This window comes from Streptomyces sp. NPDC088725, assembly GCF_044751305.1.
In the GTDB taxonomy this organism is placed as follows: Bacteria; Actinomycetota; Actinomycetes; order Streptomycetales; family Streptomycetaceae; genus Streptomyces.
The window spans coordinates 136,025-160,454 of the sequence record NZ_JBIVLO010000013.1 but is presented as its reverse complement, the minus strand read 5'-3'; the positions used below and the strand labels follow the sequence as shown (position 1 = coordinate 160,454).

General features: G+C 69.9%; 13 protein-coding genes and 1 pseudogene. 8 read left to right on the top strand and 6 right to left on the bottom strand.

Going from position 1 to position 24,430, the window contains the following annotated elements; translation table 11 throughout:
- Positions 1 to 134 precede the first annotated feature (134 nt).
- Together ACIP6N_RS27290 and ACIP6N_RS27285 are read right to left on the bottom strand one after the other, a co-directional pair.
- A complete protein-coding gene (locus ACIP6N_RS27290; RefSeq protein ID WP_401819848.1) occupies positions 135 to 878 on the bottom strand; it encodes an ABC transporter permease in 744 nt (247 codons plus the stop codon).
- Between the two features lies 1 nt (position 879).
- On the bottom strand, positions 880 to 1,836 hold the full coding sequence (locus tag ACIP6N_RS27285) for an ABC transporter ATP-binding protein (RefSeq protein ID WP_401819846.1): 957 nt from the start codon (positions 1,834 to 1,836) through the stop codon (positions 880 to 882).
- Positions 1,837 to 2,015: 179 nt separating this feature from the next.
- Here ACIP6N_RS27285 and ACIP6N_RS27280 point away from each other — a divergent pair, with 179 nt between their 5' ends.
- From ACIP6N_RS27280 to ACIP6N_RS27270, 3 genes are all read left to right on the top strand, one after another.
- Positions 2,016 to 3,800: an ABC transporter ATP-binding protein gene (locus ACIP6N_RS27280; protein WP_401819844.1), complete on the top strand. Its 1,785-nt coding sequence runs from the start codon at positions 2,016 to 2,018 to the stop codon at positions 3,798 to 3,800.
- Entirely contained in the window at positions 3,797 to 5,764 is a 1,968-nt protein-coding gene (locus ACIP6N_RS27275) for an ABC transporter ATP-binding protein (RefSeq protein WP_401819842.1), read from the top strand. Before ACIP6N_RS27280 ends, ACIP6N_RS27275 begins: the two co-directional genes overlap by 4 nt.
- A gap of 112 nt (positions 5,765 to 5,876) precedes the next feature.
- Positions 5,877 to 6,074 carry a hypothetical protein gene (locus ACIP6N_RS27270; RefSeq protein WP_401819841.1) on the top strand — a complete coding sequence of 66 codons (198 nt, stop codon included), beginning with the start codon at positions 5,877 to 5,879 and terminating at the stop codon, positions 6,072 to 6,074.
- Positions 6,075 to 6,281: 207 nt separating this feature from the next.
- Here ACIP6N_RS27270 and ACIP6N_RS27265 read toward each other — a convergent pair whose 3' ends face one another.
- Both ACIP6N_RS27265 and ACIP6N_RS27260 read right to left on the bottom strand, forming a co-directional pair.
- A complete protein-coding gene (locus ACIP6N_RS27265; RefSeq protein WP_401819914.1) occupies positions 6,282 to 7,982 on the bottom strand; it encodes an MFS transporter in 1,701 nt (566 codons plus the stop codon).
- A 205-nt stretch (positions 7,983 to 8,187) separates the two neighbouring features.
- The gene (locus tag ACIP6N_RS27260) at positions 8,188 to 8,649 is read right to left on the bottom strand and encodes a MarR family winged helix-turn-helix transcriptional regulator (protein ID WP_401819839.1); all 462 of its coding nucleotides are present in this window, start codon (positions 8,647 to 8,649) and stop codon (positions 8,188 to 8,190) included.
- 399 nt (positions 8,650 to 9,048) lie between these two features.
- Between ACIP6N_RS27260 and ACIP6N_RS27255 the strand changes: the two genes are divergently transcribed.
- The gene (locus tag ACIP6N_RS27255) at positions 9,049 to 11,103 is read left to right on the top strand and encodes a M4 family metallopeptidase (protein WP_401819836.1); all 2,055 of its coding nucleotides are present in this window, start codon (positions 9,049 to 9,051) and stop codon (positions 11,101 to 11,103) included.
- Between the two features lie 68 nt (positions 11,104 to 11,171).
- On the opposite strand, the gene ACIP6N_RS27250 is transcribed toward ACIP6N_RS27255, so the two are convergent.
- Positions 11,172 to 12,416: an alginate lyase family protein gene (locus ACIP6N_RS27250; protein WP_401819834.1), complete on the bottom strand. Its 1,245-nt coding sequence runs from the start codon at positions 12,414 to 12,416 to the stop codon at positions 11,172 to 11,174.
- Positions 12,417 to 12,658: 242 nt separating this feature from the next.
- Positions 12,659 to 15,319 carry an alpha-glucan family phosphorylase gene (gene glgP, locus ACIP6N_RS27245; protein WP_401819832.1) on the bottom strand — a complete coding sequence of 887 codons (2,661 nt, stop codon included), beginning with the start codon at positions 15,317 to 15,319 and terminating at the stop codon, positions 12,659 to 12,661.
- Positions 15,320 to 15,887: 568 nt separating this feature from the next.
- Between glgP and ACIP6N_RS27240 the strand changes: the two genes are divergently transcribed.
- The 4 genes and pseudogenes from ACIP6N_RS27240 to glgB all read left to right on the top strand — a co-directional run bounded on the left by ACIP6N_RS27240 (position 15,888) and on the right by glgB (position 24,311).
- Positions 15,888 to 17,876, top strand: coding sequence for an alpha-1,4-glucan--maltose-1-phosphate maltosyltransferase (locus ACIP6N_RS27240; protein ID WP_401819911.1), 1,989 nt, complete (start codon positions 15,888 to 15,890; stop codon positions 17,874 to 17,876).
- Positions 17,873 to 19,591: pseudogene (treS, locus tag ACIP6N_RS27235) on the top strand (maltose alpha-D-glucosyltransferase); the annotation flags it as partial. The gene ACIP6N_RS27240 and the pseudogene treS, both read left to right, overlap by 4 nt.
- 626 nt (positions 19,592 to 20,217) lie before the next feature.
- On the top strand, positions 20,218 to 21,705 hold the full coding sequence (locus tag ACIP6N_RS27230) for a maltokinase (RefSeq protein ID WP_401819830.1): 1,488 nt from the start codon (positions 20,218 to 20,220) through the stop codon (positions 21,703 to 21,705).
- Between the two features lie 419 nt (positions 21,706 to 22,124).
- A complete protein-coding gene (gene glgB, locus ACIP6N_RS27225) occupies positions 22,125 to 24,311 on the top strand; it encodes a 1,4-alpha-glucan branching enzyme (protein WP_401819909.1) in 2,187 nt (728 codons plus the stop codon).
- The last annotated feature ends 119 nt before the right edge of the window (positions 24,312 to 24,430 follow it).

Here is a 24,430-nt window from a genome sequence, read left to right as displayed (position 1 = left end):
GCGCTCACGTGCGGTGGCGCTCGCCCGCGTGCGCCGGCTCGCGGTGGCGTTTACGCGCGCCCGCGCATACGCGCTCGCGCCGGGTCGCGGCGGCCGTAAACGCCACCGCGACCCTCAGCGCTGCCGTCCGCCGCTCACTCCCACCGGAACCAGCGCGCCGCGCCGGCCGTCAGCAGGACCGTCCACAGCGCCATGACGCCCAGGTGCGACCAGCCGGGCCAGACGCCGCGCATCGCCTGGTCGAGCGCGTCCGACGCGGCGCCGAAGGGGGTGCACTCGACGATCTCGCGAAGCAGGTGCGGCATCACCTGAACCGGCGTCCAGACGCCGGCCGTGAACATCGCGGGGAAGAAGACGACCGAGCCGATCGCCTGAGCCGCCTTCAGGGTGGGGGCGACCGCGCAGACCACCGCGCCGAACGCCAGAGCGCTCGCCGTCGCGAGGATCAGGGCCAGCAGGTAGCCGCCGAGCTGTCGCGGCAGCTCCACCTCGAAGAAGATCCGGCCGACGGCGATCACGAGCACGGCCGAACAGAAGGCGCTCGCGCCCAGCACGAAGAGCTGCGCGGTGAGCAGGGCGGACGGCCGTACCGGCGTGGTCGACATCCGGCGCAGGATTCCCCGCTCGCGGTAGCCGGTGAGGATCGGCGGCATGGCCTGGAGGCCGGCCACGATCAGCGCGAGCAGGACGGCCACGGCGACGTAGAGGTCGATGACCCGTCTGCCGCCGAGGGAGTCGTCGACCTCACGGAACGACGGGATCGACCCGAGGATCACCGTCAGAGCGGTCGGGAAGACGACGATCCAGAAGAGGATGCCGGGCTCGCGGGTGAAGAGCCGTGCCTCGGTCCTGAGGACGGCGAGGGACGCGGAAGCCATGTCAGACCCTCTCTTCCGGCTGGTCGGCCGGCGTTGCCTGCCCGGTCCGTCCGCTGCGGGACGCGGACTCGGTGAGGTCGAGGAACGCGTCGTCCAGCGTCGCGTCGGTGACCCGGAGCCCGCTGACGGCGATGTCCCGGCGCGCGAGGAGGGCGATCACGGCGTTGACGGTCTCGTCCGTACCGTTGATCACCACGCGGCCGTCCCTGGTCTCGACGGACGTGGCCTGCGGCAGCCCGCCGATCTCAGCGTCGTCCAGCGGACGCGAGGGCGTGAAGGTGATGACGGTGGACGCGGTCGACCTCGCGATCAGCCCGGACGGCGTGTCCAGCGCGGCGACCCGGCCCTTGTCGATCACCGCGATCCGGTCGCACAGGCGCTGTGCCTCCTCCATGAAGTGCGTGACCAGCAGCACGGTCACCCCGGAGTCCCTGATCTCCTCGATCAGGGACCAGGTGTCGCGGCGGGCGCGCGGGTCGAGGCCGGTGGTGAGTTCGTCCAGGACGACCACGCGCGGGTCGCCGATCAGCGCGAGCGCGATGAACAGCCGCTGTTTCTGACCGCCGGACAGCTTCCCGAAGCGGGCGGTCAGTTTGCTGGTGAGCCCGAGACGTTCGGCGAGCGGACGCCAGTCGGCCGGGCTCGGATAGAAGGCGGAGTACAGCTCGAGCGCCTCCCGTACGGTCAGTTTCGGCTGCAGCTCGCTCTCCTGGAGCTGCACTCCGAGGAGCCGCGTCACCTGTTCATGGTCCGTGACCGGATCGAGCCCTGCCACCAGGACCGTTCCGGCGTCGGGAACCCTCAGTCCTTCGACGCATTCGACCGTGGTCGTCTTCCCCGCGCCATTGGGACCCAGAATCCCGAAGATCTCCCCCTGTTCGACGGCGAAGGACACCCCGTCCACGGCTGGTCGGCCGCGGTAGGCCTTGTGCAGGCCTTTCACTTCGATAATCGCCATGTACCGAGGGTCCCGTCCTCGGCGGGACGGGGCCATACCCCCTCGCGTCCACACTCGGTCGGCCGATCGTCCGAGATGGTCCGGACGCGCCTACGACCTGGGAGGCTTCCCGTCAAGCGCCCAGGATGTCGGGAAAACCACGTGAGCGATGTCAGTGGTGAACCGTAGGCTCGCCCCTGATGTCCGAGACTCCCGCTCCCGCCGAATCCCCGTCCACCGTGCGCACCCTGCTGCGGCTCTGGCCGTACGTGCGCCCGGTGCGCGTCCGCCTGTCGAGCGCGGCTTTCATAGCGATTGTCGCGTCCTGCCTCAGCCTGGTGATACCGCTCGTCCTGAAGTGGATGGTGGACGGTCCGGTCACCCACCGGGACACGTCGGGCATATGGCGCGGCGCGCTGTATCTGCTGCTGCTCGGTATCGCGGAGGCGGGCCTGTTCGGGCTGCGGCGCTGGCTGGTGGCGAGGCCGCTGGCCGGGGTCGAGGCGGGCATGCGCGCCGACCTCTACCGGCATCTGCAACGGCTCCCGGTGTCGTTCCACGACCGCTGGCCGTCCGGCCAGCTGCTGTCGCGCGGGACGACCGACCTCATGCTGCTGCGGATGTTCCTGGCCTTCCCCCTGACCTTCCTGCTGGTCAACGGCGTGACGATCCTGGTCGGTTTCGTCATCCTGCTGGCGCAGCAGTGGACGCTCGGTCTTGTCCTGCTGGCTCCCGTGGTGCCGCTGGTCATCCTCTGCTCGCTCTTCGAGTCCCGGTACTCCCTGGTCGCACGGAAGGCGCAGGACCAGGTCGGCGATCTCACGACGGTGGTCGAGGAGGGCGTGCTCGGCATCCGGATCGTCAAGGGCTTCGGACGCCATCGCAGCCAGGCGCTCGCCTTCCGTGAACTGACGACGAAGCTGCGCGCCACGGAGCTGGGCAAGGCGCGGCTGCTCGCGGGCATCTGGGCGCTGATCACGACCCTGCCCGAACTGGCCATCGGCGCCGCGCTGGTGCTCGGCACGGTTCAGGTCGCGGACGGCGACCTCTCGGCGGGCACGCTGGTCGCGTTCCTGTCGACGGCGCTGGCGCTGCGCTGGCCGGTGGAGTCGATCGGGTTCCTGCTGGCGATGACCCAGGATTCGGCGACGGCGACCACGCGGTTCTTCGAGGTGATGGACGAGCCGGAGGAGGCCGGGCCCGAGCCCTCGGCGGCGCCGGAGAAGGCGGCGCGCGAGGCGGACGGGCTGCGCTTCGAAGGCGTGTCGTTCCGTTATCCGGACGCGGAGGACGGCTCCGTACCGGTGCTGGCGGAGATCGATCTGCACATCAGGTCCGGTGAGACGATGGCCCTCGTCGGGGCCACCGGTTCGGGCAAGACGACGCTGACGGCGCTCGTGCCGCGCCTGCATGACGCGACCACCGGGCGGATCACGCTCGACGGCGAGGACATCTCGCTGATGCCGCGCGAACGGCTGCGCGAGCTGGTGTCGGTGGCGTTCGAGGAGCCGACGCTGTTCTCGGCCACCGTCGGGGAGAACGTCCTGATGGGCGCGGCGGACGCCGGCGAGGACGCGTTGCTGCGGGCGCTGGACACCGCCCAGGCCGACTTCGTGCACCAGCTGCCCGCGGGGGTGGCGACGGAGGTCGGCGAGCAGGGCCTCAGCCTCTCCGGCGGCCAGCGCCAGCGGCTCGCGCTGGCCAGGGCGGTGGTCGGCAGGCCGCGCTTCCTGGTGCTCGACGATCCGCTCTCCGCGCTGGACGTGCACACGGAAGCCCTGGTCGAGGCGGCGCTGCGGCGGGTGCTCGAAGAGACGACCGCGCTCGTCGTGGCGCACCGTCCTTCGACGGTGATGCTCGCCGACCGGGTGGCGCTGGTCTCCGCGGGCCGGATCGTGGCCGTGGGGACCCATCAGGAACTGCTGCGGAGCAGCGAGGAGTACGCCTGGCTGATGGCCGGTGCTGTTGAGGAGAGCGCCCGATGACGACGTCGACCAGCACGGACACCCGGGAGCCCGAGGACGAGGAACCGGGCGGCGAGCGCGGACCGGCCGACGCGGGGTCGGCCGCTGTTGTGGCGGCGGATACGGATACGGCTGCTGATGCCGACGCGGACACCGACGCGGCTGCGGACGCCGTAAAGGCGCCGGCCCCGTCCGACGACCCGTTCGACCGCGACGAACTGCCCGCGCCTCCGGGTGCCACCGGCGCGCTGCTGCGATCACTGCTGAGCGCCCGGCGCGCGCGGGTCACGACCGCCGTGGTGTTCCTGCTGCTCCAGCAGGCCGCGGCCCAGGCGGGCCCGCTGATCGTCGCGTACGCCATCGACAGCGGTGTCCCCGCCATCCGCGACGGCGATCACGGGCCGTTGCTCGCTGTCGGCCTGGGGTATCTGCTCTGCGCGGTGGCCTCCGGCGCGTTCCAGTACGCGTTCATCAACACATCGGCGCGGGTCAACCAGGATGTGCTGCTCGAACTGCGCGAGCGGATCTTCCGGCACGCCCAGGCGCTGAGTGTGGACTTCCACGAGCGGTACACCTCGGGACGGCTGATCTCCCGGTCGACCACCGATGTGGAGTCGCTGCGCGAGCTGTTGAGCGAAGGACTCCAAGAACTCATCGGCGTGGTGCTGGCGTTCGTCTACATCTCCGGCATGCTGCTCTATCTGGACCTCGGCATCGGCGCGCTGGCCGTGCTCTCGTTCGTTCCGCTGTATCTGCTGGTACGGCTCTACCAGCGCCGGGCCGCGCGGATCTTCAGCGGCCGCTCCACCGCGACGGCCGACGTCATCGTGAAGTTCACGGAGACGATGAACGGCATCAGGCCGGTGCAGGCGTTCCGCCGCGAGCGCGCCAACGACGCGCAGTTCCACACGCTCAACCGCAGGGCGGAACGCACCAATGGTGACGCGCTCCTGGAGATGGCCCGTTACGTGTCGGGCTCCCGGCTCGTCGCCAACACCGCGGTCGCGGGGATCGTGCTGTGGGGCGCCTACCGGGTGGCGGACGGCACGCTCGCGCTCGGTGTGCTGGCGGCGGCGGTGCTGTACCTGCGGCGGCTGTACGACCCGATCGACCGGCTGGGGATGTTCCTCAACTCCTACCAGTCGGCCTCCGCTTCCCTGGAGAAGATCGCCGGCCTGCTGGCCCAGACCCCGACGGTGCCGGAAACCGCGGACCCTCGACCGCTTCCGGTGCTCACGGGCGAGTTCCCGGGCCGCGAGGTCGTCTTCGACGGCGTCGGATTCGGCTACCGCACGGGCGGCGAGATCCTGCCGCGCTTCGACCTGACGATCCCGGCGGGCCAGACGGTGGCGGTCGTGGGCTCGACGGGCGCGGGCAAGTCCACCCTGGCCAAGCTGCTGGCCCGCTTCTACGACCCCACGCGGGGCCGCGTTCTGCTCGACGGGGTCGACCTGCGCGATCTCGACACTCCCGAACTGCGGCGCGGTGTCGTGATGGTGACGCAGGAGGCGTTCCTCTTCTCGGGAACGGTCGCGGAGAACATCGCCATCGGCCGCCCCGAGGCCACCCGCGAGGACATCGAGCACGCCGCGAAGGCCATCGGCGCCCACGACTTCATCACGGGCCTGCCGGACGGCTACGACACGGACGTACGCAAGAGAGGCGGCCGCATCTCGGCGGGTCAGCGCCAACTGGTCGCGTTCGCCCGCGCGTTGCTCGCGGACCCGGCGGTACTGATCCTCGACGAGGCGACCAGCTCGCTGGACATCCCGGGCGAACGGGCCGTACAGCGCGCGATGGACACGGTGCTGCACGGCCGCACGGCGGTGGTGATCGCCCACCGGCTCTCCACGGTGGAGATCGCGGACCGGGTCCTGGTGATGGAGTCGGGCCGCGTGGTCGAGGACGGCACCCCGGCCGACCTGATCGCCGGCGAAGGCCGCTTCGCCGGCCTCCACCGAGCCTGGCGCGACAGCCTGTCGTAACGGCCGGACCTGCAGGCTCGGTCGTAACGGCCGGACCTGCAGGTTCCGCGTTTCGATGGGCAGCGCCCCTGCGAGACGGACAACGGACGGACCATCGCACGATTCCGCGGGCGTGCCGACCGTGCGCGACGGGAAGGTGGTCGGGCACGAGGCCGTCCGCGACGACATGACCATGCTCGGCCAACTCGGTGTCTTCCCGCCGACCCCCGCCCCGGCCGCACGGCTCGCCGGCTGGAAGCTCGCCGGCCACAGCCGACGCGCGGCCGACGCCGTCTCAGCACGCGCCGCGGAGGCCGCCAAGACCGCATAGTCACCGGTCGGCCGTAGCCGCCGGGACCCGTCATGAGGCCGGATCCGGTGTTCACATCCTCGCCGAGGCCATCGCCCGCGACGACTCGGTGATCTCACACATGGGTGCCTTCCGCGTCGCCGCGGCCACCAGGATGCTGGAAGCGCTGCCGCCGGCCCGTCCGAGCTGACGTGCCCGGGCCCTCACTGCGGGCCGCCCCTCCCACTCTCACCCCGCCGCGTCCGGCGGCGCCGACGTGGCAGCCTCCTCCGGCGCCGCGTCGGCGGCGTGTTCCGCGTGCGGCTTGGCGCGGGCTTCGCGCAGTGTTGAGGCGAAGGCCGCCAGCAGGGAGAGTCCTGCGGCCGCGGCGAATACCACCACCAGGCCGTGGTGGAACGGACCCGCCACCAGGTGCGGGAAGAACTCCCTTCCGGTCAGGGTCTGTTGGTGCGCGTGCGTGAGCGTGGAGAGGATCCCGCTGGGGGCCAGCAGGTGTTCGATCGGGTTGACGCCGAGCATCGCTGCGAACAGCGAGGAGACCGGTGGGAGGGAGCCGGCCTGTTCGGCGATGCCGTGCGGTACGCCCTGCTGTTGCAGGCCGCTCGTCAGTGTGTGCGGAAGCGTGCTCGCCAGTCCCGCGATCATGAGCGAGAAGAACGCCCCGATCGACAGCGACGTACCGGAGTTCTGGAACGTCGCGCGCATGCCGGACGCCGCGCCGCGCTGCTGTGCGGGCACACTGCCCATGATCGACGAGGAGTTGGGCGAGCTGAACATGCCGACGCCGATCCCGTTCGCCGTGATCAGCGTCGCGAAGGCCCAGTAGGGGAAGTCGACGGGCAGCAGCATCAGGCCGATCAAACTGCCGGCGAAGACGAGCAGGCCCGCGGTGGCGAACCGCCGGGCGCCGAACCGGTCGGAGAGGAATCCGGAGACGGGGCCCGAGACGAGGAAGCCGACGGTCATGGGCAGCAGGAAGATACCGGCCCACAAAGGCGTGTCGGCGTAGTCGTAGCCGTGCAGCGGCAGCCAGATCCCCTGGAGCCAGATGATCAGCACGAACTGGAGCCCGCCGCGTGCGACGGCCACGACGAATCCCGTGGCATTGCCGACGGTGAAGGCCCGGATCCGGAACAGGGTGAGCTGGAACATCGGCTCGGCGACCCTGGTCTCGATCACCGCGAACGCCACGAGCAGGGCCGCGCCCACGGCGAGCAGGCCGTAGACCGACGGGTTCGTCCAGGCCATGGAGTGATCGCCGTACGGCTGGATGCCGTTGGTGATGCCGATCAGGACGGCGGCCAGTCCGACGGCGAACGTGATGTTGCCCCACCAGTCGATCCGGCCGGGCCTGCGGTCGCCGGTGTCGCGGAGTTTGCGGTAGGCCCACAGGGTGCCGAAGACACCGACGGGCACGTTGACCCAGAAGACCGCCCGCCAGTCCAGGGCGGCCAGCACTCCTCCCGCGACCAGCCCGATGAACATGCCCGCCATCCCGGCGACTTGGTTGATGCCCAGCGCGAATCCGCGCTGCTCGCGCGGGAACGCGTCGGTCAGGATGGCCGCCGAGTTGGCCTGGAGCATGGACCCGCCGACCGCCTGGAGCATCCGCCAGCCGATCAGCCACATCGCTCCGTGGCCGCCGGTGAACGGGTCGAAGGACAACAGGACGGAGGCCACGGTGAACACGGCGAAACCGGAGTTGTAGATCCTGACCCGGCCGAACATGTCACCGAGGCGGCCGACGGCGACCACGAGCACGGCCTGGACCAGCCGGTACCCCATGATCATCCACAGCAGGTAGACGACGTTGCCGGGCGCCAGCGGGTCCAGGTGGATGCCGCGGAAGATCGCCGGCAGCGCGATGATGACGATGGAGCCGTCGAGTTGCGACATGAACACGGCGGCGGTCGTGTTCGACAGGGCCATCCATTTGTAGCGGTCGTCGGCGGAACGGCCGTGCCGGGGGCGGCCGTTCCTGGCGTGACCCAGTGTCCTCGCTATCAGCCCGCCGGCCATGTGGAGCCTCTCTCGTTCCGCGTGCGTGGAGTGTGCCGGGTGCGTGGGGCGTACGAGAGCGCCGTCACGCCCGGCCGTCGCGTGAGCGGACACGCCCGGCCCCCGCAAACCCCGGTCACGGGTTCGTCAGCCGTTCCAGCAGGGCCAGCGCCTCGTTGATGGTGCGCCGCTCGGACTCGGTGTAGAGATCCTGGAGCGAGCGCGTCAGCCATTCCTCGCGTGCCTGCCGGCCGCCCTGGTGCAGCTCGCGCCCCGCCTCGCTCAGCGAGACCAGCTGCCGCCGGCCGTCGTCGGGGTCCGGCCTGCGCCGGATCAGCCCCCGCTCGTCGAGCGCCGCGAGGATGGCCGCCATCGACTGCGGGCGGACCCCCTCGGCAGCCGCCAGACCACTGGCCGACGCGGCCCCCGCTCTGGCCAGCCGGCTGACCACGGAGGTCTGTGAGGGCGTGAGCTCGTCGTTGCCCGACACCTCTTTGGCCCGGCGGCGCACCCTGCCGACCACCACTCGCAGATCGCGCGCGGCGCGTGCGGCCGACTCGGAAATTCCCCCGGGGGTCTCTCCCCTGCTCTCTTCCATACGTCGCACGGTAAAACCTTCAGTCCAAACTGTCCAGTGTCATCTGATCAGTACGGACTGCCGTATATCAGGGTTCGCGAGGGTCCACAACAAGCCACGAGTCGACATGCGCGGCCCGGCCCGGACGCAGCCTCCGCCACACACTCCGTTCACACAAGGCACGCCCGCCGCCGTTGCGGCAAACCCCCGTCGACGCGGCCATGTTGCTCCATGAAACGTCCGCTTAATGAGCGACAACATCCGGGCCGAGGCCGAGTTCCGGCCAAGTTATTGACGCGCTCCTGACAGTAAAGCGCCGCCCTGCGACGCTTCCCCCGTTCCTCGCACCAACTCGCTCCGCTTGCTACGTCCGGGCCACCCACCAGGCGGCCCGGTACCCCCCTCGCAGAAGGAGTTCGCGTGAGACCCACGCCCAGCCGTCGCGCCACAGCGACCGGCGCTCTGATCGCAGCAGCAGCCCTTCTCTCCGTCGCTGTCCCGGCCTCGGCCGCGCAGACCGACGCCGCCGCACCCGCTCTGCCGGCCGCACTGGCCTCGCAGGCCGCCCGGACCGCCCACCCCGGCGCCCTGCCGCGCGCGCTCTCCCCCGCCCAGCGGGCCGCGCTGATATCCCAGGCCGAAGCCGGCACCACCGCCAAGGCCAGGGAACTCGGCCTCGGGTCCCTGGAGAAACTTGCCGTCCGCGATGTCGTCCAGGACATCGACGGCACCACCCACACCCGGTACGAACGTACCTATGACGGCCTTCCGGTCCTCGGCGGCGACCTCGTCGTCGAGTCGAAGGCGGGCACGACCGAGTCCGTCACCAAGGCTTCCGACGCCGCCCTGAAGAACGTCGACACCACCGCAGGCGTCACCCCGGCCACCGCGCAGAAGCAGGCGCTCGGCGCCGCCGCCGCGGAGGGGTCGAAGAGCACCAGCCCCGACAGCGCACCGCGCAAGGTCGTCTGGCTGGCGCAGGGCTCCCCCGTCCTCGCGTACGAGACCGTCGTCGGCGGGCTCCAGGAGGACGGCACCCCCAATCAGCTGCACGTCATCACCGACGCCACCACCGGCAAGAAGCTCTTCCAGTACCAGGGCATCGAGACGGGCATCGGCAACACCGAGTTCAGCGGTCAGGTCACGCTCGGGTCCACGCAGTCGGGTTCGACGTACAACCTCACCGACGCGGGACGCGGCGGGCACCAGACGTTCACGCTGAAGAACACCACGTCGAGCGGGAAGGGCACGCTGCTCTCGGGCCCCGACGACGTCTGGGGCGACGGCACTCCGACCAACCAGGAGACGCCCGCCGCCGACGCCGCCTACGGCGCGGGTCTCACCTGGGACTACTACAAGAACGTGCACGGCCGCACCGGCATCAAGGGCAACGGCGTCGCCGCGTACTCCCGGGTGCACTACGGCAACAGCTACGTCAACGCCTTCTGGGACGACTCCTGCTTCTGCATGACGTATGGCGACGGCGCACAGAACAAGGCCCCGCTGACCGCCGTCGACGTGGCGGGACACGAGATGTCCCACGGCGTCACCGCCGCCACGGCCGGCCTCGTCTACAGCGGTGAGTCCGGCGGCCTCAACGAGGGCACCTCGGACATCTTCGGGACCGCCGTCGAGTGGTACGCCAACAACGCGAACGACCCCGGCGACTACCTCATCGGCGAGAAGATCGACATCAACGGCGACGGCTCGCCGCTGCGTTACATGGACAAGCCGAGCAAGGACGGCGGCTCCGCGGACTCCTGGTACTCCGGTGTCGGCAACCTCGATGTCCACTACTCCTCGGGCATCGCGAACCACTTCTTCTACCTGCTCTCCGAGGGCAGCGGCGCCAAGGTCATCGGCGGTGTCAGCTACAACTCGCCGACCTCCGACGGCCTGCCGGTGACCGGCATCGGCCGGGCGAAGGCGGAGCAGATCTGGTTCAAGGCACTCTCCACGAAGTTCACCAGCACCACGAACTACGCGGCGGCCCGCACCGGCACCCTGGCGGCCGCCGGTGAGCTGTACGGCACGACGAGCGCCGAGTACACGGCCGTCGCGAACGCGTGGGCCGGGGTCAACGTCGGCACCCGCCCCGGTGGCGGCGGTGATCCGGCCCCGGGCGACGGCACCGTCTTCCAGAACACCACCGCGGTCTCCATCCCGGACAATGGCGCGGCCGTCACGTCGTCGGTCGACGTCACCGGCATCTCGGGCAAGGCCCCCGCGGCCCTCAAGGTGGACGTGAACATCACGCACACCTGGCGCGGCGACCTGGTCATCGACCTGGTGGCGCCGGACGGGACGACGTACCGGCTGAAGAACTCCAGCGCGTCGGACTCTGCGGACAACGTCATCGCGACGTACACGGTCAACGCGTCCTCGGTGACGGCGAACGGCACGTGGAAGCTGAAGGTCCAGGACGTCGCCTCGGGCGACACCGGCCGTATCAACAGCTTCAAGCTCACCTTCTGAGCGAAGCAGGCCGCGGCCGCCCGGGGTCCACGCACCCCGGGCGGCCGCATCGCGCGTGCGCCGTGAGGTCAGTTGGGGTTCTGCGCGTTGGTCAGGGTCTCCCAGGCCACGAACAGGTTGTTGGTCCCGGCGGGCCGCTGCTGCTCGGTGAGCTTCTGGGTGTTGGTCATCGCCGTGCCGTGCAGGGTGTTGAGGTTGTTGAAGCCGACCTCGGTGATCGGTCCCAGACCGCGGGTCACACCGCCCCCGCACAGGTTCGACGGCACGGGCTCGGCCTGGATCTCGTACCTCGACTGGAAGCCGAGCGCCTGCCGCAGCCGCTCACCGACCTGCGGGAAGAGGTCCTGGCCCTGAATCCTGGACGTCTCCAGGACATGGGAGATGGACGAGATGCCGTAGCCCGTGTGGACGAAGTCGCGGCAGGTCTCCTGCGTGAGACCGGTCATCGAGGCGCCGAACGTGCCCTGCCCCTGCCAGTAGCTGACGATCTTGGCGCGGGTGTCGAGGTTCTGGCTCGGTACGGTCTTGGGCAGGTCGCCGTCCGAGGCCAGGTAGACATAGGCCGGAACACGCGCCAGGTAGAGGCTGATCGCCTTGTCGTAGCTGGTCTTGTCGTCGAGGTAGACGGCGATGCTGGTGGCCGCCTCCACCATCGTCAGCTCCCAGTTCCCGTTGGAATTGGAGCCCTTGATGAGCGTGGGCAGGTAGACGTCACGCAACATCGTGTCGAAGCGGCCCGAGTTGGACCAGCCGCCGTGGACGCGCTTGATGATCTCGGCGGCCTTCGGCCACGACGAGCCGGCCCAGCCGGTCTGGAGCGGCGCGTTGCTGTTGGTGTGCTGCTTGATGGAATTGGACCACGCGTCCATCAGCTCGATGGACTTCTGCGCGTACCGGTCGTCGCGTGTGATGTACCAGGCGAGCGCGTCCGTGTACGCGGCGATCGCGTCCTCGCGTTCGTCCGTGCAGCCGTTGTTGGGGTTGGAGTACGAGCCGCACTCGACGTTCGCGCGAGGCTTGGCCGTTCGCGACAGGGAGGCATAGGAACTCCCCATCATCTGGTCGTACGCGGCCTTCCACGGCTGCGCGCCCGCCTGCACCTTGGAGCGTACGAAGTCGAGCTGCGCGGTGTTGAGGTTCACGCCGGGGTGGGTGAAGTTCGCGGGGGCGGGTGCGACGGCCGCCTGCTGGGCCCGCACGGCCGCCGGCTGCGGGGCCGCCTTCGCGGCCGAGGCGGGCGCCGCCAAAGCGGCGGTCACCCCCGCCAGGGCGGCGGCGAGACCGAGGACTCTGGGGATCATTCCGGGGAGCATCTGGGGGGTGCCTTCCGGTCAATGGATTCCATGGATGTTCCTCAACTTCATTCATGGACATGAACGTTGAATGGAGTTGTGAACCCTGTTGGGATGAGGAACCTAAAGCCATCCCCCCACGGCGTCAAGGTCTGGACCAATACGAACAGAGGCGCGCAGGAAAGGCCGTGCCCCGTGGGAGACCCGGCTGTACGCGAAGGGCCGGGTCCCCGCGGGGACCCGGCCCTGAAAACGGTGACCGCTCAGCGCATCAGCACCCCGGCGCCGTCCCCCGGCACCTCCGTCGGCAGGGTGACGAGGCCGAGGTCCGCGCTCGACGCGAGCAGCGGATGCGCGGGCAGCACCCGGACCGTGTAACCGAAGGGCCCCGTACGGTCCAGGGCGAGCGGCCCCTCGTACACCCAGCGGCCCTCCTCGGGCCCGCCGACCGGCTTGAGCGGGAAGGTGTGCGCGTCCGCGATCGCGTCGTCGGAGCCGACCCGGCCCGCGACCGCCTGCACTTCGACGTCGTCCGGGCGCAGTTCGCCGAGGCCGACGGTGACCCGCAGGCTCAGCGTCGAGCCGAGTTCCGCCGAGCCGCCGGAGGCAGCGACGGACAGGGCCTCGACGTGGTCGACCGACACATTCGGCCACAGGGTGCGCGTGCGGTACTTCCAGGCCGCGAGATCGGCCGCGCTGCCGGCGTCCAGCGCGCGGTGGGCGCGCGCGGCCGGGGCGTAGAGCCGCTCCACGTACTCCCGCACCATCCGTCCCGCGAGCACCTTGGGGCCGAGGTTGACCAGGGTGCGCCTGACCATCTCGATCCACCGGTCGGGCAGCCCGCTCTCGCCACCCCGGTCGTAGAAGCGCGGTGCGACGCGCTCCTCGATCAGCTCGTAGAGCGCGTTGGCCTCCAGCTCGTCCCTGCGGTTCTCGTCGTCGGCCGCCGCGCCGTCGGCGGTGGGGATGGCCCAGCCGAAGTCCGGCTCGAACCACTCGTCCCACCAGCCGTCCAGGACCGACAGGTTGAGGCAGCCGTTGAGCGCCGCCTTCATCCCGCTGGTGCCGCACGCCTCCAGCGGGCGCAGCGGGTTGTTGAGCCAGACGTCGCAGCCCGGGTAGAGCTTCTGCGCCATCCCCATGCCGTAGTCGGGCAGGAAGACGATGCGGTGGCGCACTCGCGGGTCGTCGGCGAACTTCACCAGCTCCTGCACCAGCCGCTTGCCGCCGTCGTCCGCCGGGTGCGCCTTGCCCGCGACGACGATCTGGATGGGCCGCTCCGGGTCGAGCAGCAGGCGGGTCAGCCGTTCGCGGTCGCGCAGCATCAGCGTGAGGCGCTTGTACGAGGGGACTCGCCTGGCGAAGCCGATCGTCAGGACATCGGGGTCGAGTACGCCGTCGATCCAGCCCAGTTCGGCCTCCGCGGCGCCGCGCAGGCGCCAGGACGCGCGCAGTCGTGTACGCACCTCCGTCACCAACTGCGCGCGCAGGGACCGGCGTACGTCCCAGATGTCGGTGCCGGGGATGTCGGCGACGGCGTCCCAGCGCGGCGATCCGCCCACGGACAGGGCGTCCTCCGTACGGGAGACCCCGATCCGGCGCGCCCCGAGCCCGATGACCTCGGGGGCGACCCAGGTCGGTGCGTGCACGCCGTTGGTGACGGACGTGATCGGCACTTCCTCGGGGTCGAATCCCGGCCAGAGTCCGGCGAACATCTCCCGGCTGACGGCGCCGTGCAGGGTGGAGACGCCGTTGGCGCGCTGGGCGAGCCGCAGGCCCATCACGGCCATGTTGAAGAGGTCGGGCTGCCCGCCGGGATACGTCTCGAGTCCGAGCCCGAGGACGCGTTCGACGTCCACACCGGGCAGTTCACCCTCGTCACCGAAGTGGCGGGCGACCAGGGAGCGGTCGAAACGGTCGATGCCCGCGGGCACCGGGGTATGGGTGGTGAAGACGGTGCCGGCCCTGACCGCTTCCAGTGCGGCCTCGAACCCCAGCCCGGTGTCGGCGAGTTCACGGATGCGCTCCAGGCCGAGGAAGCCGGCGTGCCCCTCGTTGGTGTGGAAGACCTCGGGCGCCGGGTGTCCGGTGAGCCGGCAGAACGTTCGCACCGCGCGCACACCGCCGATGCCGAGCAGCATCTCCTGGAGCAGCCGGTGCTCGCTGCCGCCGCCGTAGAGCCGGTCGGTCACCTCGCGCTCGGCGGGAGCGTTCTCCTCGACGTCGGAGTCCAGCATCAGCAGCGGGACCCGTCCGACGTGCGCCTGCCAGACGCACGCGCGCAGCGTCCGCCGGCCCGGCAGGGTGAGGGCCACCTGCGCGGGTGTGCCGTCGACCTCGCGCAGCAGCGTGAGCGGGAGTTCGTGCGGGTCGAGGACCGGATACTGCTCCTGCTGCCAGCCGTCCCGCGACAGGGACTGGCGGAAGTAGCCGTGCCGGTAGAGGAGTCCGACGCCGATGAGGGGGACGCCGAGGTCGCTGGCGGCCTTGAGATGGTCGCCGGCAAGGATGCCGAGGCCGCCGGAGTACTGCGGCAGGGCCGCCGTGACGCCGAACTCCGGCGAGAAGTAACCGACGGCGGCGGGCAGGCCGCCGTCACGTCCGGCGCCGCCCGCGCCCCCGCCGTCCCGCTCCTGGTACCAGCGGGCGCCGTGCAGGTAGGTGTCCAGGTCGTCGTGGGCCGCCGTCAGCCGGTCCAGGAAGGGGCGGTCGGCGGCCAGCTCGGCGAGACGTGCGGCGGAGACGGACCCGAGGAGCCGTACGGGGTCGCCGCCCGACTCCTGCCAGCCGTCCGGATCGACGGCCCGGAACAGCTCACGGGTCTCGGTGTGCCAGGACCAGCGCAGGTTACGCGCCAGATCGCTGAGCGGTCGTAGAGGTTCGGGGAGGACAGGGCGGACGGTGAACCGACGGATTGCCTTCACGTGTTCCACCTTCGCAGGGGACAGACGAACCTGGAGGGACGCACCACGCCGTGCGCCGCACCATGGCTCCGACGGTAGTCGCCCCACTCTCTCCAGAACACGGCCAATTCATGCGTCCGCCCGCATGTGTTTCTGCGCCGTACGCGGATAAGCGGGATATGTGGGCGGTTCGTCGAACACGCTCGCGCAGAACCTCTGTCCGGTACAGGATTGGGGCATCGCGCGGCCGTGGCAGGCCGGTCCTTACGGCCGGCTCCGCGGAACTGGGTCATGTTCGTTTCCTACGCCCCAGTAGTTAACAGAGCGCCGGATTGCTGACCCGAAAATGATGGGAAGGCTTCTCCGGTACGCACGGCACACGAGCGCGCCCTCACCCGATTCACGCGCCGTCCAAGCGCTATTCGAGTGAACGCGGACAGGAGCGGCCATGCCCGCAGCCCGTCAGTCGTCGACCAAGCAGCTACAAAGAACTGCAAAGCCTCGTCAAAGTAGCCGTCAGAGTAGCCAACCCGCTGGACCTGCCCTGCCTGTCACGCCCGCACAGCCCTCAGGTGATCCGTTGAAACCGCTGATTGGTCGCATTCCCGTCCTGGACGTACGCCCGCTCGTCGACTGCGGCAGACGCCCCGCGAAAGCGGTGAGCGGTGAGACCTTCCAGGTCACCGCGACCGTCTTCCGCGAGGGTCATGACGCGGTCGCGGCGAATGTCGTCCTCATGGATCCCAGTGGCCGGCCCGGCCCCTGGACCCCGATGCGTGAACTCGCGCCAGGCACCGACCGCTGGGGCGCCGAGGTCACGCCGACCGAGGAGGGCCGCTGGAGCTTCACCGTGGAGGCGTGGAGCGATCCCGTCGCCACCTGGCGCCATCATGCCCAGATCAAGATTCCGGCCGGTATCGACACCGCGCTGGTGCTGGCGGAGGGCGCCGAACTGCTGGAGCGCGCCGCCGCGGGCGTACCGAAGAAGGACGGTCGTGAGGCGGTGCTCGCCGCCGTGGACGCGCTGCGCGACGAGTCGCTGCCGCCCTCCGCCAGGCTGGCCGCCGCGCTGGCCCCGGAGGCCGGCGCCGCTCTCGCCCGGCACCCGCTGCGCGAGCTGGTGACCGCCTCGCGCCCGGCTCCGCTGCTGGTGGAGCGCGTGCGCGCGCTGTACGGCTCGTGGTACGAGCTGTTCCCGCGGTCGGAGGGCGCCGTGGTGAAGAAGGGCGAACCACCCGTCAGCGGCACGTTCAGAACGGCCGCCGAGCGACTGCCCGCCGTTGCCGCGATGGGTTTCGACGTGGTCTATCTGCCACCGATCCACCCCATCGGCACCACGTATCGCAAGGGTCCCAACAACAGCCTCTCTCCCGGACCCGACGATGTCGGCGTGCCCTGGGCGATCGGCTCGGCGGAGGGCGGTCACGACGCGATCCACCCCGACCTCGGCACGATCGAGGACTTCGCCCACTTCGTGGAGAAGGCCCGCACCCTGCGGATGGAGGTCGCGCTCGACTTCGCCCTCCAGTGTTCGCCCGACCATCCGTGGGTCGCGAAGCGGCCCGAGTGGTTCCACCACCGCGCGGACGGCTCGATCGCCTATGCCGAGAACCCGCCGAAGAAGTATCAGGACATCTACCCGATCGATTTCGACCGCGACATGCGCGGTCTCGTACGGGAAACCGTCCGGATCCTGCGCTACTGGATGTCCCACGGCGTACGCATCTTCCGCGTCGACAATCCCCACACGAAGCCGGTCATCTTTTGGCAGAAAGTGATCGGAAATATCAACAAGACCGACCCTGATGTCATCTTCCTCGCCGAGGCGTTCACCCGGCCCGCGATGATGCACACCCTCGGCAAAGTCGGGTTCCAGCAGTCGTACACGTACTTCACGTGGCGCACCACCAAGCAGGAACTGACCGACTATCTGACGGACCTCTCCGGCGAGTCCGCCGCGTACATGCGGCCGAACTTTTTCGTCAACACGCCTGACATCTTGCACGCGTATCTTCAGGACGGTGGACGTCCCGCCTTTGAGGCGCGGGCGGTCCTGGCTGCCACGATGGTGCCCACCTGGGGGGTCTATGCCGGGTACGAGCTGTACGAGAACGTGCCGGCGAAGCCGGGCAGCGAGGAATACCTCGACTCCGAGAAATACCAGCTGCGTCCGCGCGACTGGGAAGCCGCCGAGCGCGAGGGCCGCACGATCGCCCCGCTGATCACGACCCTCAACCGGATCAGACGCCGGAACCCCGCGCTCCAGCAACTGCGTGACATCCACTTCCACCACGCCGACAACGACGCGGTGATCGTCTACAGCAAGCGTTCGGGCTCGAACATCGTTCTCGTGGTCGTCAACCTCGACCCGCACCACACCCAGGAGGCGACGGTCTCGTTGGACATGCAGCGGCTCGGCCTCGACCGGCACGAGACCGTCCCGGTGCGTGATGAGCTCACCGGAGAGACCTATCACTGGGGCAGCGCCAACTATGTGCGCCTAGAGCCGGGCGTCACGCCCGCGCACATCGTGGTTCTGCGACCGTCCCCGCCGATCGGAGGGTCACCCACATCATGATCGTCAACGAGCCCGTCCCGGACACATTCGAGGACACCCCGGTCAAGTACCGGGATCCCGACTGGTTCAAACGTGCCGTCTTCTACGAGGTCCTGGTGCGTTCGTTCCAGGACAGCAACGGCGACGGCATCGGTGACCTCAAGGGCATCACCGCCAAGCTGGACTATCTGCAGTGGCTGGGCGTCGACTGCCTCTGGCTGCCGCCGTTCTTCAAGTCGCCGCTGCGTGACGGCGGCTACGACGTCTCCGACTACACGGCGGTGCTCCCCGAGTTCGGTGACCTCGCCGACTTCGTGGAATTCGTCGACGCCGCACACCAGCGCGGCATGCGCGTGATCATCGACTTCGTCATGAACCACACGAGCGACCAGCACGACTGGTTCCAGGAGTCCCGCAAGGACCCCGACGGCCCCTACGGCGACTACTACGTCTGGGCCGACGACGACAAGCAGTACCAGGACGCCCGGATCATCTTCGTCGACACGGAGACGTCCAACTGGACCTTCGATCCGGTGCGCAAGCAGTACTACTGGCACCGCTTCTTCTCGCACCAGCCGGACCTCAACTACGAGAACCCGAAGGTGCAGGAGGAGATCATCTCCGCGCTGCGGTTCTGGCTCGACCTGGGCATCGACGGCTTCCGGCTGGACGCCGTCCCGTACCTGTACCAGCAGGAAGGAACCAACTGCGAAAACCTTCCTGCGACCCACGAATTCCTCAAACGGGTCCGCAAGGAGATCGACGCCGCCTACCCCGACACGGTGATCCTCGCCGAGGCGAACCAGTGGCCCGAGGACGTCGTCGACTACTTCGGCGACTACCAGTCGGGCGGCGACGAATGCCACATGGCGTTCCACTTCCCGGTGATGCCGCGCATCTTCATGGCGGTACGGCGCGAGTCCCGCTACCCGGTCTCCGAGATCCTGGCGAAGACCCCGGCGATCCCGACGAGCTGCCAGTGGGGCATCTTCCTGCGCAACCACGACGAGCTGACCCTCGAAATGGTGACGGACGAAGAACGCGACTACATGTACGCGGAGTACGCCAAGGATCCGCGGATGCGCGCCAACATCGGCATCCGCCGCCGTCTCGCCCCGCTGCTGGACAACGACCGCAACCAGATCGAGCTGTTCACCGCTCTGCTGCTGTCGCTGCCCGGCTCCCCGATCCTCTACTACGGGGACGAGATCGGGATGGGCGACAACATCTGGCTCGGAGACCGGGACGCCGTACGGACGCCGATGCAGTGGACCCCCGACCGGAACGCGGGTTTCTCGTCCAGCGACCCGGGGCGGCTCTATCTGCCGACGATCATGGATCCGGTCTACGGCTACCAGGTCACCAACGTGGAGGCGGCGATGGCGTCGCCGTCCTCGCTGCTGCACTGGACCCGCCGGATGATCGAGATCCGCAAGCAGAATCCCGCCTTCGGACTCGGCTCGTACACCGAGCTGCCGTCCTCTAACCCGGCGGTGCTGGCGTTCCTGCGCGAGGCGCCGTCCGCGGACGGCAACGGCGACGATCTGGTGCTGTGCGTGCACAACTTCTCGCGGTTCGCGCAGCCCACGGAGCTGGATCTGAAGGAGTTCAACGGGCGGCATCCGGTGGAGCTGATCGGCGGGGTGCGGTTCCCGGCGATCGGGGAGTGGCCGTATCTGCTCACGCTGGCGGGACACGGCTTCTACTGGTTCCGGCTGAGGAAGGACATCACGCCGACGGACGTGGCGCCGCAGGAGGTCGTCGCGCCGGAGGGTGTGGTGCCGGAGGGTGTGGCGCCGGAGGGGCCGGGTCCTGAGGCCGTCGGTGCTGCTGAAGGCATCGCTCCTGCTCACGGCATCACCCCCGCACAGGGCATCGCTCCCGACGGCACGGCTTCCCCGGGCACGGGTTCCTAGGGCATCGCGTCTCCGGGGCAATGTTTCCCGAGGGGCAACGTTTCTCCGGGGCGCTCCGCCTTCGGGGCGTGTCCGGTCTCCGGGGCTTCTCCGGGGCATCGCGTCTCCGGGGCTTTCCGGCTCCGGGGCATCGCGCCGAGGCGACGCGTACGGCCGGCGTCATGGCTACCGGCGCGTCACCGACGTGCCACCGAAGCGCTCTCGCCGGTAGCGCTGAGCGATGTTGTCCGATCTTGACCGATGCAGCGCGTGCGAGGCGGTTTCCGCCGCCTCGCACGGGGCACTCTGTCCCACATCGAGCACACCGAACACGTTTGGGGTCCCATCGGATTCGAGCCCGTACGGACCATCCTCACCCGACACGTCCCGCACAGCCGGACAGCCATTGCCGCTATCCGGGACACTCAGCGGATCCTGTGGTGTGCCCGGGGAAAGGACGCGATGCCATGTCGAAGGCTGCATCCACCCGGAGTACTCGCAGGCCCACGGCGCCTGCGGCCGTACCGGCCGCCGACGCGGCGGAACTGATCCGCTCGCTCGCTCCCCTGCTCCACGACTGGCTGCCCAGGCAGCGATGGTTCGCGGGCAAGGGCCGCAGGATCACCGGTTTCGTGCCGGTGACGGTGACAGAGCTGCAGCCGTACGAGCGGGCCGAGCAGGCCGATTCCGATGTTCCCGGGCTGCTGCACCTGCTCGTACGGGTGGAGCAACAGGGCACGACAAGACCCCCGGCCCCCTCACCCGCCCCTGCCGCTTCCTCACCCGCGTCCGCTTCGCCCCTGGCCGGTGACTGCTACCAGTTGCTGCTCGGGGTGCGGGATTCCCTGCCGCCCCGGCTCGCGCCCGCGCTGATCGGCCACGCGGCGCACGGGCCGCTGGCCGGCCGTACCGTCTACGAGGGTCTGCACGATCCGCGCCTCGCCGACCTGCTGCTGGAACGGCTGCGTACCCCCGGCGCGCGGGGGCCGCTCCGCTTCGACCGCGCGGGCGCCGTACCCGCCGGGCTGCCGTCGCGTCTGCTCGGCGTCGAACAGTCGAATTCGTCGCTGGTGTACGGCGACGCCTACATCCTCAAGATCCTCCGCCGGGTGTTCCCCGGCCCCCATCCGGATCTGGAACTGCCGCTCGCGCTGGCCACCGAGGGCTGCGACCGGGTGCCCGCGCCGGTCGCCTGGTTCGAGGCGTCCGACCCCTCCGGCAGCGGTGAACCACTGACCCTCGGCGTCCTCCAGCCCTATCTCCGTGGCTCGCAGGACGGCTGGCAGCTCGCGCTGGCGGCGCTGGCCGAGGGGCGTGAGTTCACTTCCGAGGCGCATGCGCTCGGCCGGGCGACGGCAGAGGTGCACCTCGCTCTCGCGACCGCCCTGCCGACGGTCACGCTGGGCCGCAGCCAGCAGCACCTGCTGGCAGGGGCGATGACCGAGCGGCTGGACGCGGCGGCGCAGGCGGTGCCCGCGCTGCTGCCGTACGTCACGGGGCTGCGCAACGCCTTCGACGCACTCGCGGAGCTGGGTGAGGCGGCGCGCGGGCGGCCCGCGCAGCGCGTCCACGGCGATCTGCACCTGGGCCAGGCGCTGCGTACGCCGGACGGCAGGTGGTCGATCATCGATTTCGAGGGCGAGCCCGCCCGGCCCCTGGCCGAACGCCGCCGCCCGCAGCCGCCGGTCCGCGATGTCGCGGGGATGCTCCGTTCCTTCGACTACGCGGCCCGGTCCCACGAGCCGTGGCGGGCCGACTGGGCGGCGCGCTGCCGGTCGGCGTTCTGCGAGGGGTACGCGAGCGCGGCGGGCACCGACCCGCGCGCGGAGCCCGAGCTGCTGCGCGCGTACGAGACGGACAAGGCGGTCTACGAGGTGCTGTACGAGGCGAGGCACCGCCCGGACTGGCTGCCCGTCCCCATGGCGGCGATCGAGCGGCTGGCCGGCGACGGCTGATGTCACCGCACACCTGTATCCCATCCGCGTAACACGCCGAGGAGGCAGCCCCCGTGACCGCCCGTCCGCCGTCCGACTTCCCGTCCGATCCCGATCTTCCCGCCACGTTCCGCCCGGCGCGTGCCTCGGGGTCCGTACCGGCCGGGAAACCGGTGCCTCCCGCTCGCGCCCGCCGCACGCACGCGCCGGGCCCCGGTGCCGGCGCCCCGTCGGCTGCCGCTGGATCCGCTGCCGGTTCCGGGGCCTCTGGCGGTTCCGGGGCCCCTGCCGGATCGGGGAACTCCGCCCGCTCCGGGGCCCCTGCCGGATCGGGGAACTCCGCCCGCTCCGGGGCCCCTGCCGGATCGGGGAACTCCGCCGGCTCCGGGGCTTCCTCCGCGCCCGCCTCCGACGCATCTCGTGCGCGCGCCGCTCATTCGCTGGACGACGGCGACCGGGAGCGGCTGCTCTCCGGGGCGCATCACGATCCGCACGGGCTGCTGGGGGCGCATCCCGTCCCGGACGGTGTGCTTTTCCGTACGCTGCGCCCGTTCGCGCGTGCCGTGACGGTCGTGGCGGACAGCCTGCGGGCCGAGCTGAACGACGACGGCGACGGTTTCTTCTCCGGTGTGCTGCCGCTGCGCGCGGTACCGGCGTACACACTGCTCGTCCGGTACGGCGACACGGCGGGCGCCGACGAGGCCGAGGTGTCGGACCCGTACCGCTTCCTGCCGGCCCTCGGTGAACTCGATCTGCATCTGATCGGTGAGGGCAGGCACGAGGAGTTGTGGAAGGCGCTCGGCGCCCGGCCCATGACGCACCAGGGTGTGACCGGTACCCGCTTCACCGTCTGGGCGCCCAACGCGCGGGGCGTGCGGATCACCGGGGACTTCAACTACTGGGACGGCACGGCCTTTCCGATGCGTTCACTCGGTGCCACGGGTGTGTGGGAGCTGTTCGCGCCGGGTATCGGCGAGGGCGCGCTGTACAAGTTCGACATCTGCCTGGCGGACGGCTCGCACACCGTACGCGCCGACCCGATGGCACGGCGTACCGAAGTGCCGCCCGCCACCGCCTCCATCGTCACGGAGACACACTACGAGTGGCAGGACGAGGAATGGCTCGCGCACCGCGCGGACCGTCCCGTCCACGAAGCGCCGTTCTCCGTTTACGAGATCCATCTGGCTTCCTGGCGGCCGGGATTGACATACCGCCAGCTCGCCGATCAGCTGCCTGCCTATGTCAGGGATCTGGGCTTCACACACGTGGAGTTGATGCCGATCGCCGAGCACCCCTTCGGCGGTTCGTGGGGGTACCAGGTCACCGGCTTCTACGCGCCGACGTCCCGGATGGGCACCCCTGACGACTTCCGTCATCTGGTGGACGCCCTGCACCGCGCGGGCATCGGGGTCATCGTCGACTGGGTGCCCGCGCACTTCCCGAAGGACGAGTGGGCGCTCGCCCGCTTCGACGGACAGCCGCTGTACGAGCCGAGCGATCCGCAGCGCGCCGAGCACCCCGACTGGGGCACGCTGGAGTTCGACTACGGCCGCACGGAGGTCCGCAACTTCCTGGTCGCCAACGCCGTTTACTGGTGCGAGGAATTCCACATCGACGGGCTGCGCGTCGACGCGGTCGCCTCGATGCTCTACCTCGACTACTCGCGCGAGCACGGCCAGTGGTCGCCGAACGAGCGCGGCGGCCGGGAGAATCTGGATGCCGTCGCGTTCCTCCAGGAGATGAACGCGACCGTCTACCGCCGCTGTCCCGGTGTGGTGACCATCGCGGAGGAGTCCACGGCGTGGAACGGCGTCACCCGCGCCACTCACATCGTCGGCCCCGACGGCTTCGGCGGTCTCGGCTTCGGCCTGAAGTGGAACATGGGCTGGATGCACGACTCGCTGGACTACGTGTCGAAGGAGCCCGTCCACCGCAAGTACCACCACGGCGAGATGACGTTCTCCATGGTGTACGCGTACAGCGAGAACTACGTGTTGCCCATCTCGCACGACGAAGTCGTGCACGGCAAGGGCGCCTTGGTGTCCAAGATGCCCGGCGACTGGTGGCAGCAGCGGGCCAACGACCGCGCCTATCTCGGTTTCATGTGGGCGCACCCCGGCAAACAACTGCTCTTCATGGGACAGGAGTTCGCGCAGGGCGCCGAATGGTCGGAGGCTCACGGCCCGGACTGGTGGCTGCTCGACCCGTCGTACGAGGCGGCGGTCGACCACCGGGGTGTGCGCGATCTGGTCCGCGATCTCAATACGGTGTACGGGTCCACGCCCGCGCTGTGGGAGCGCGACACGGTGTCCGAGGGGTTCTCGTGGGTCGAGGGGGACGCGGGCGAGGACAACGTCTTCGCGTTCCTGCGTTACGACGCGTCGGGCTCGCCCCTGCTCGCCGTCTCGCACTTCTCACCGGTTGTGCGCCGGGAGTTCCGCCTCGGCGTCCCTGACCAGTACTCGGCGTGGACCGAGGTCCTGAACACGGACGCGCTCCGGTACGGCGGGAGCGACGTACTCAACACCGATCCGGTGAAGCCCGAGCCGGTGGGCTCGCACGGCCGTCCGGCGAGCATCCAGCTGACGTTGCCGCCACTGGCGACGATCTGGCTGCGCCCGGCCTGAGAGCTGCGGGGCCGAGCCGCTGCGGGGCCGGACCGCGCTGATTCGTGCCGTGCGGGGTCGGACCCCGCTGGTACGGCCGTGCGGGGTCGGACCGCACTGGTCTGCGCCGTGCGGGGTCG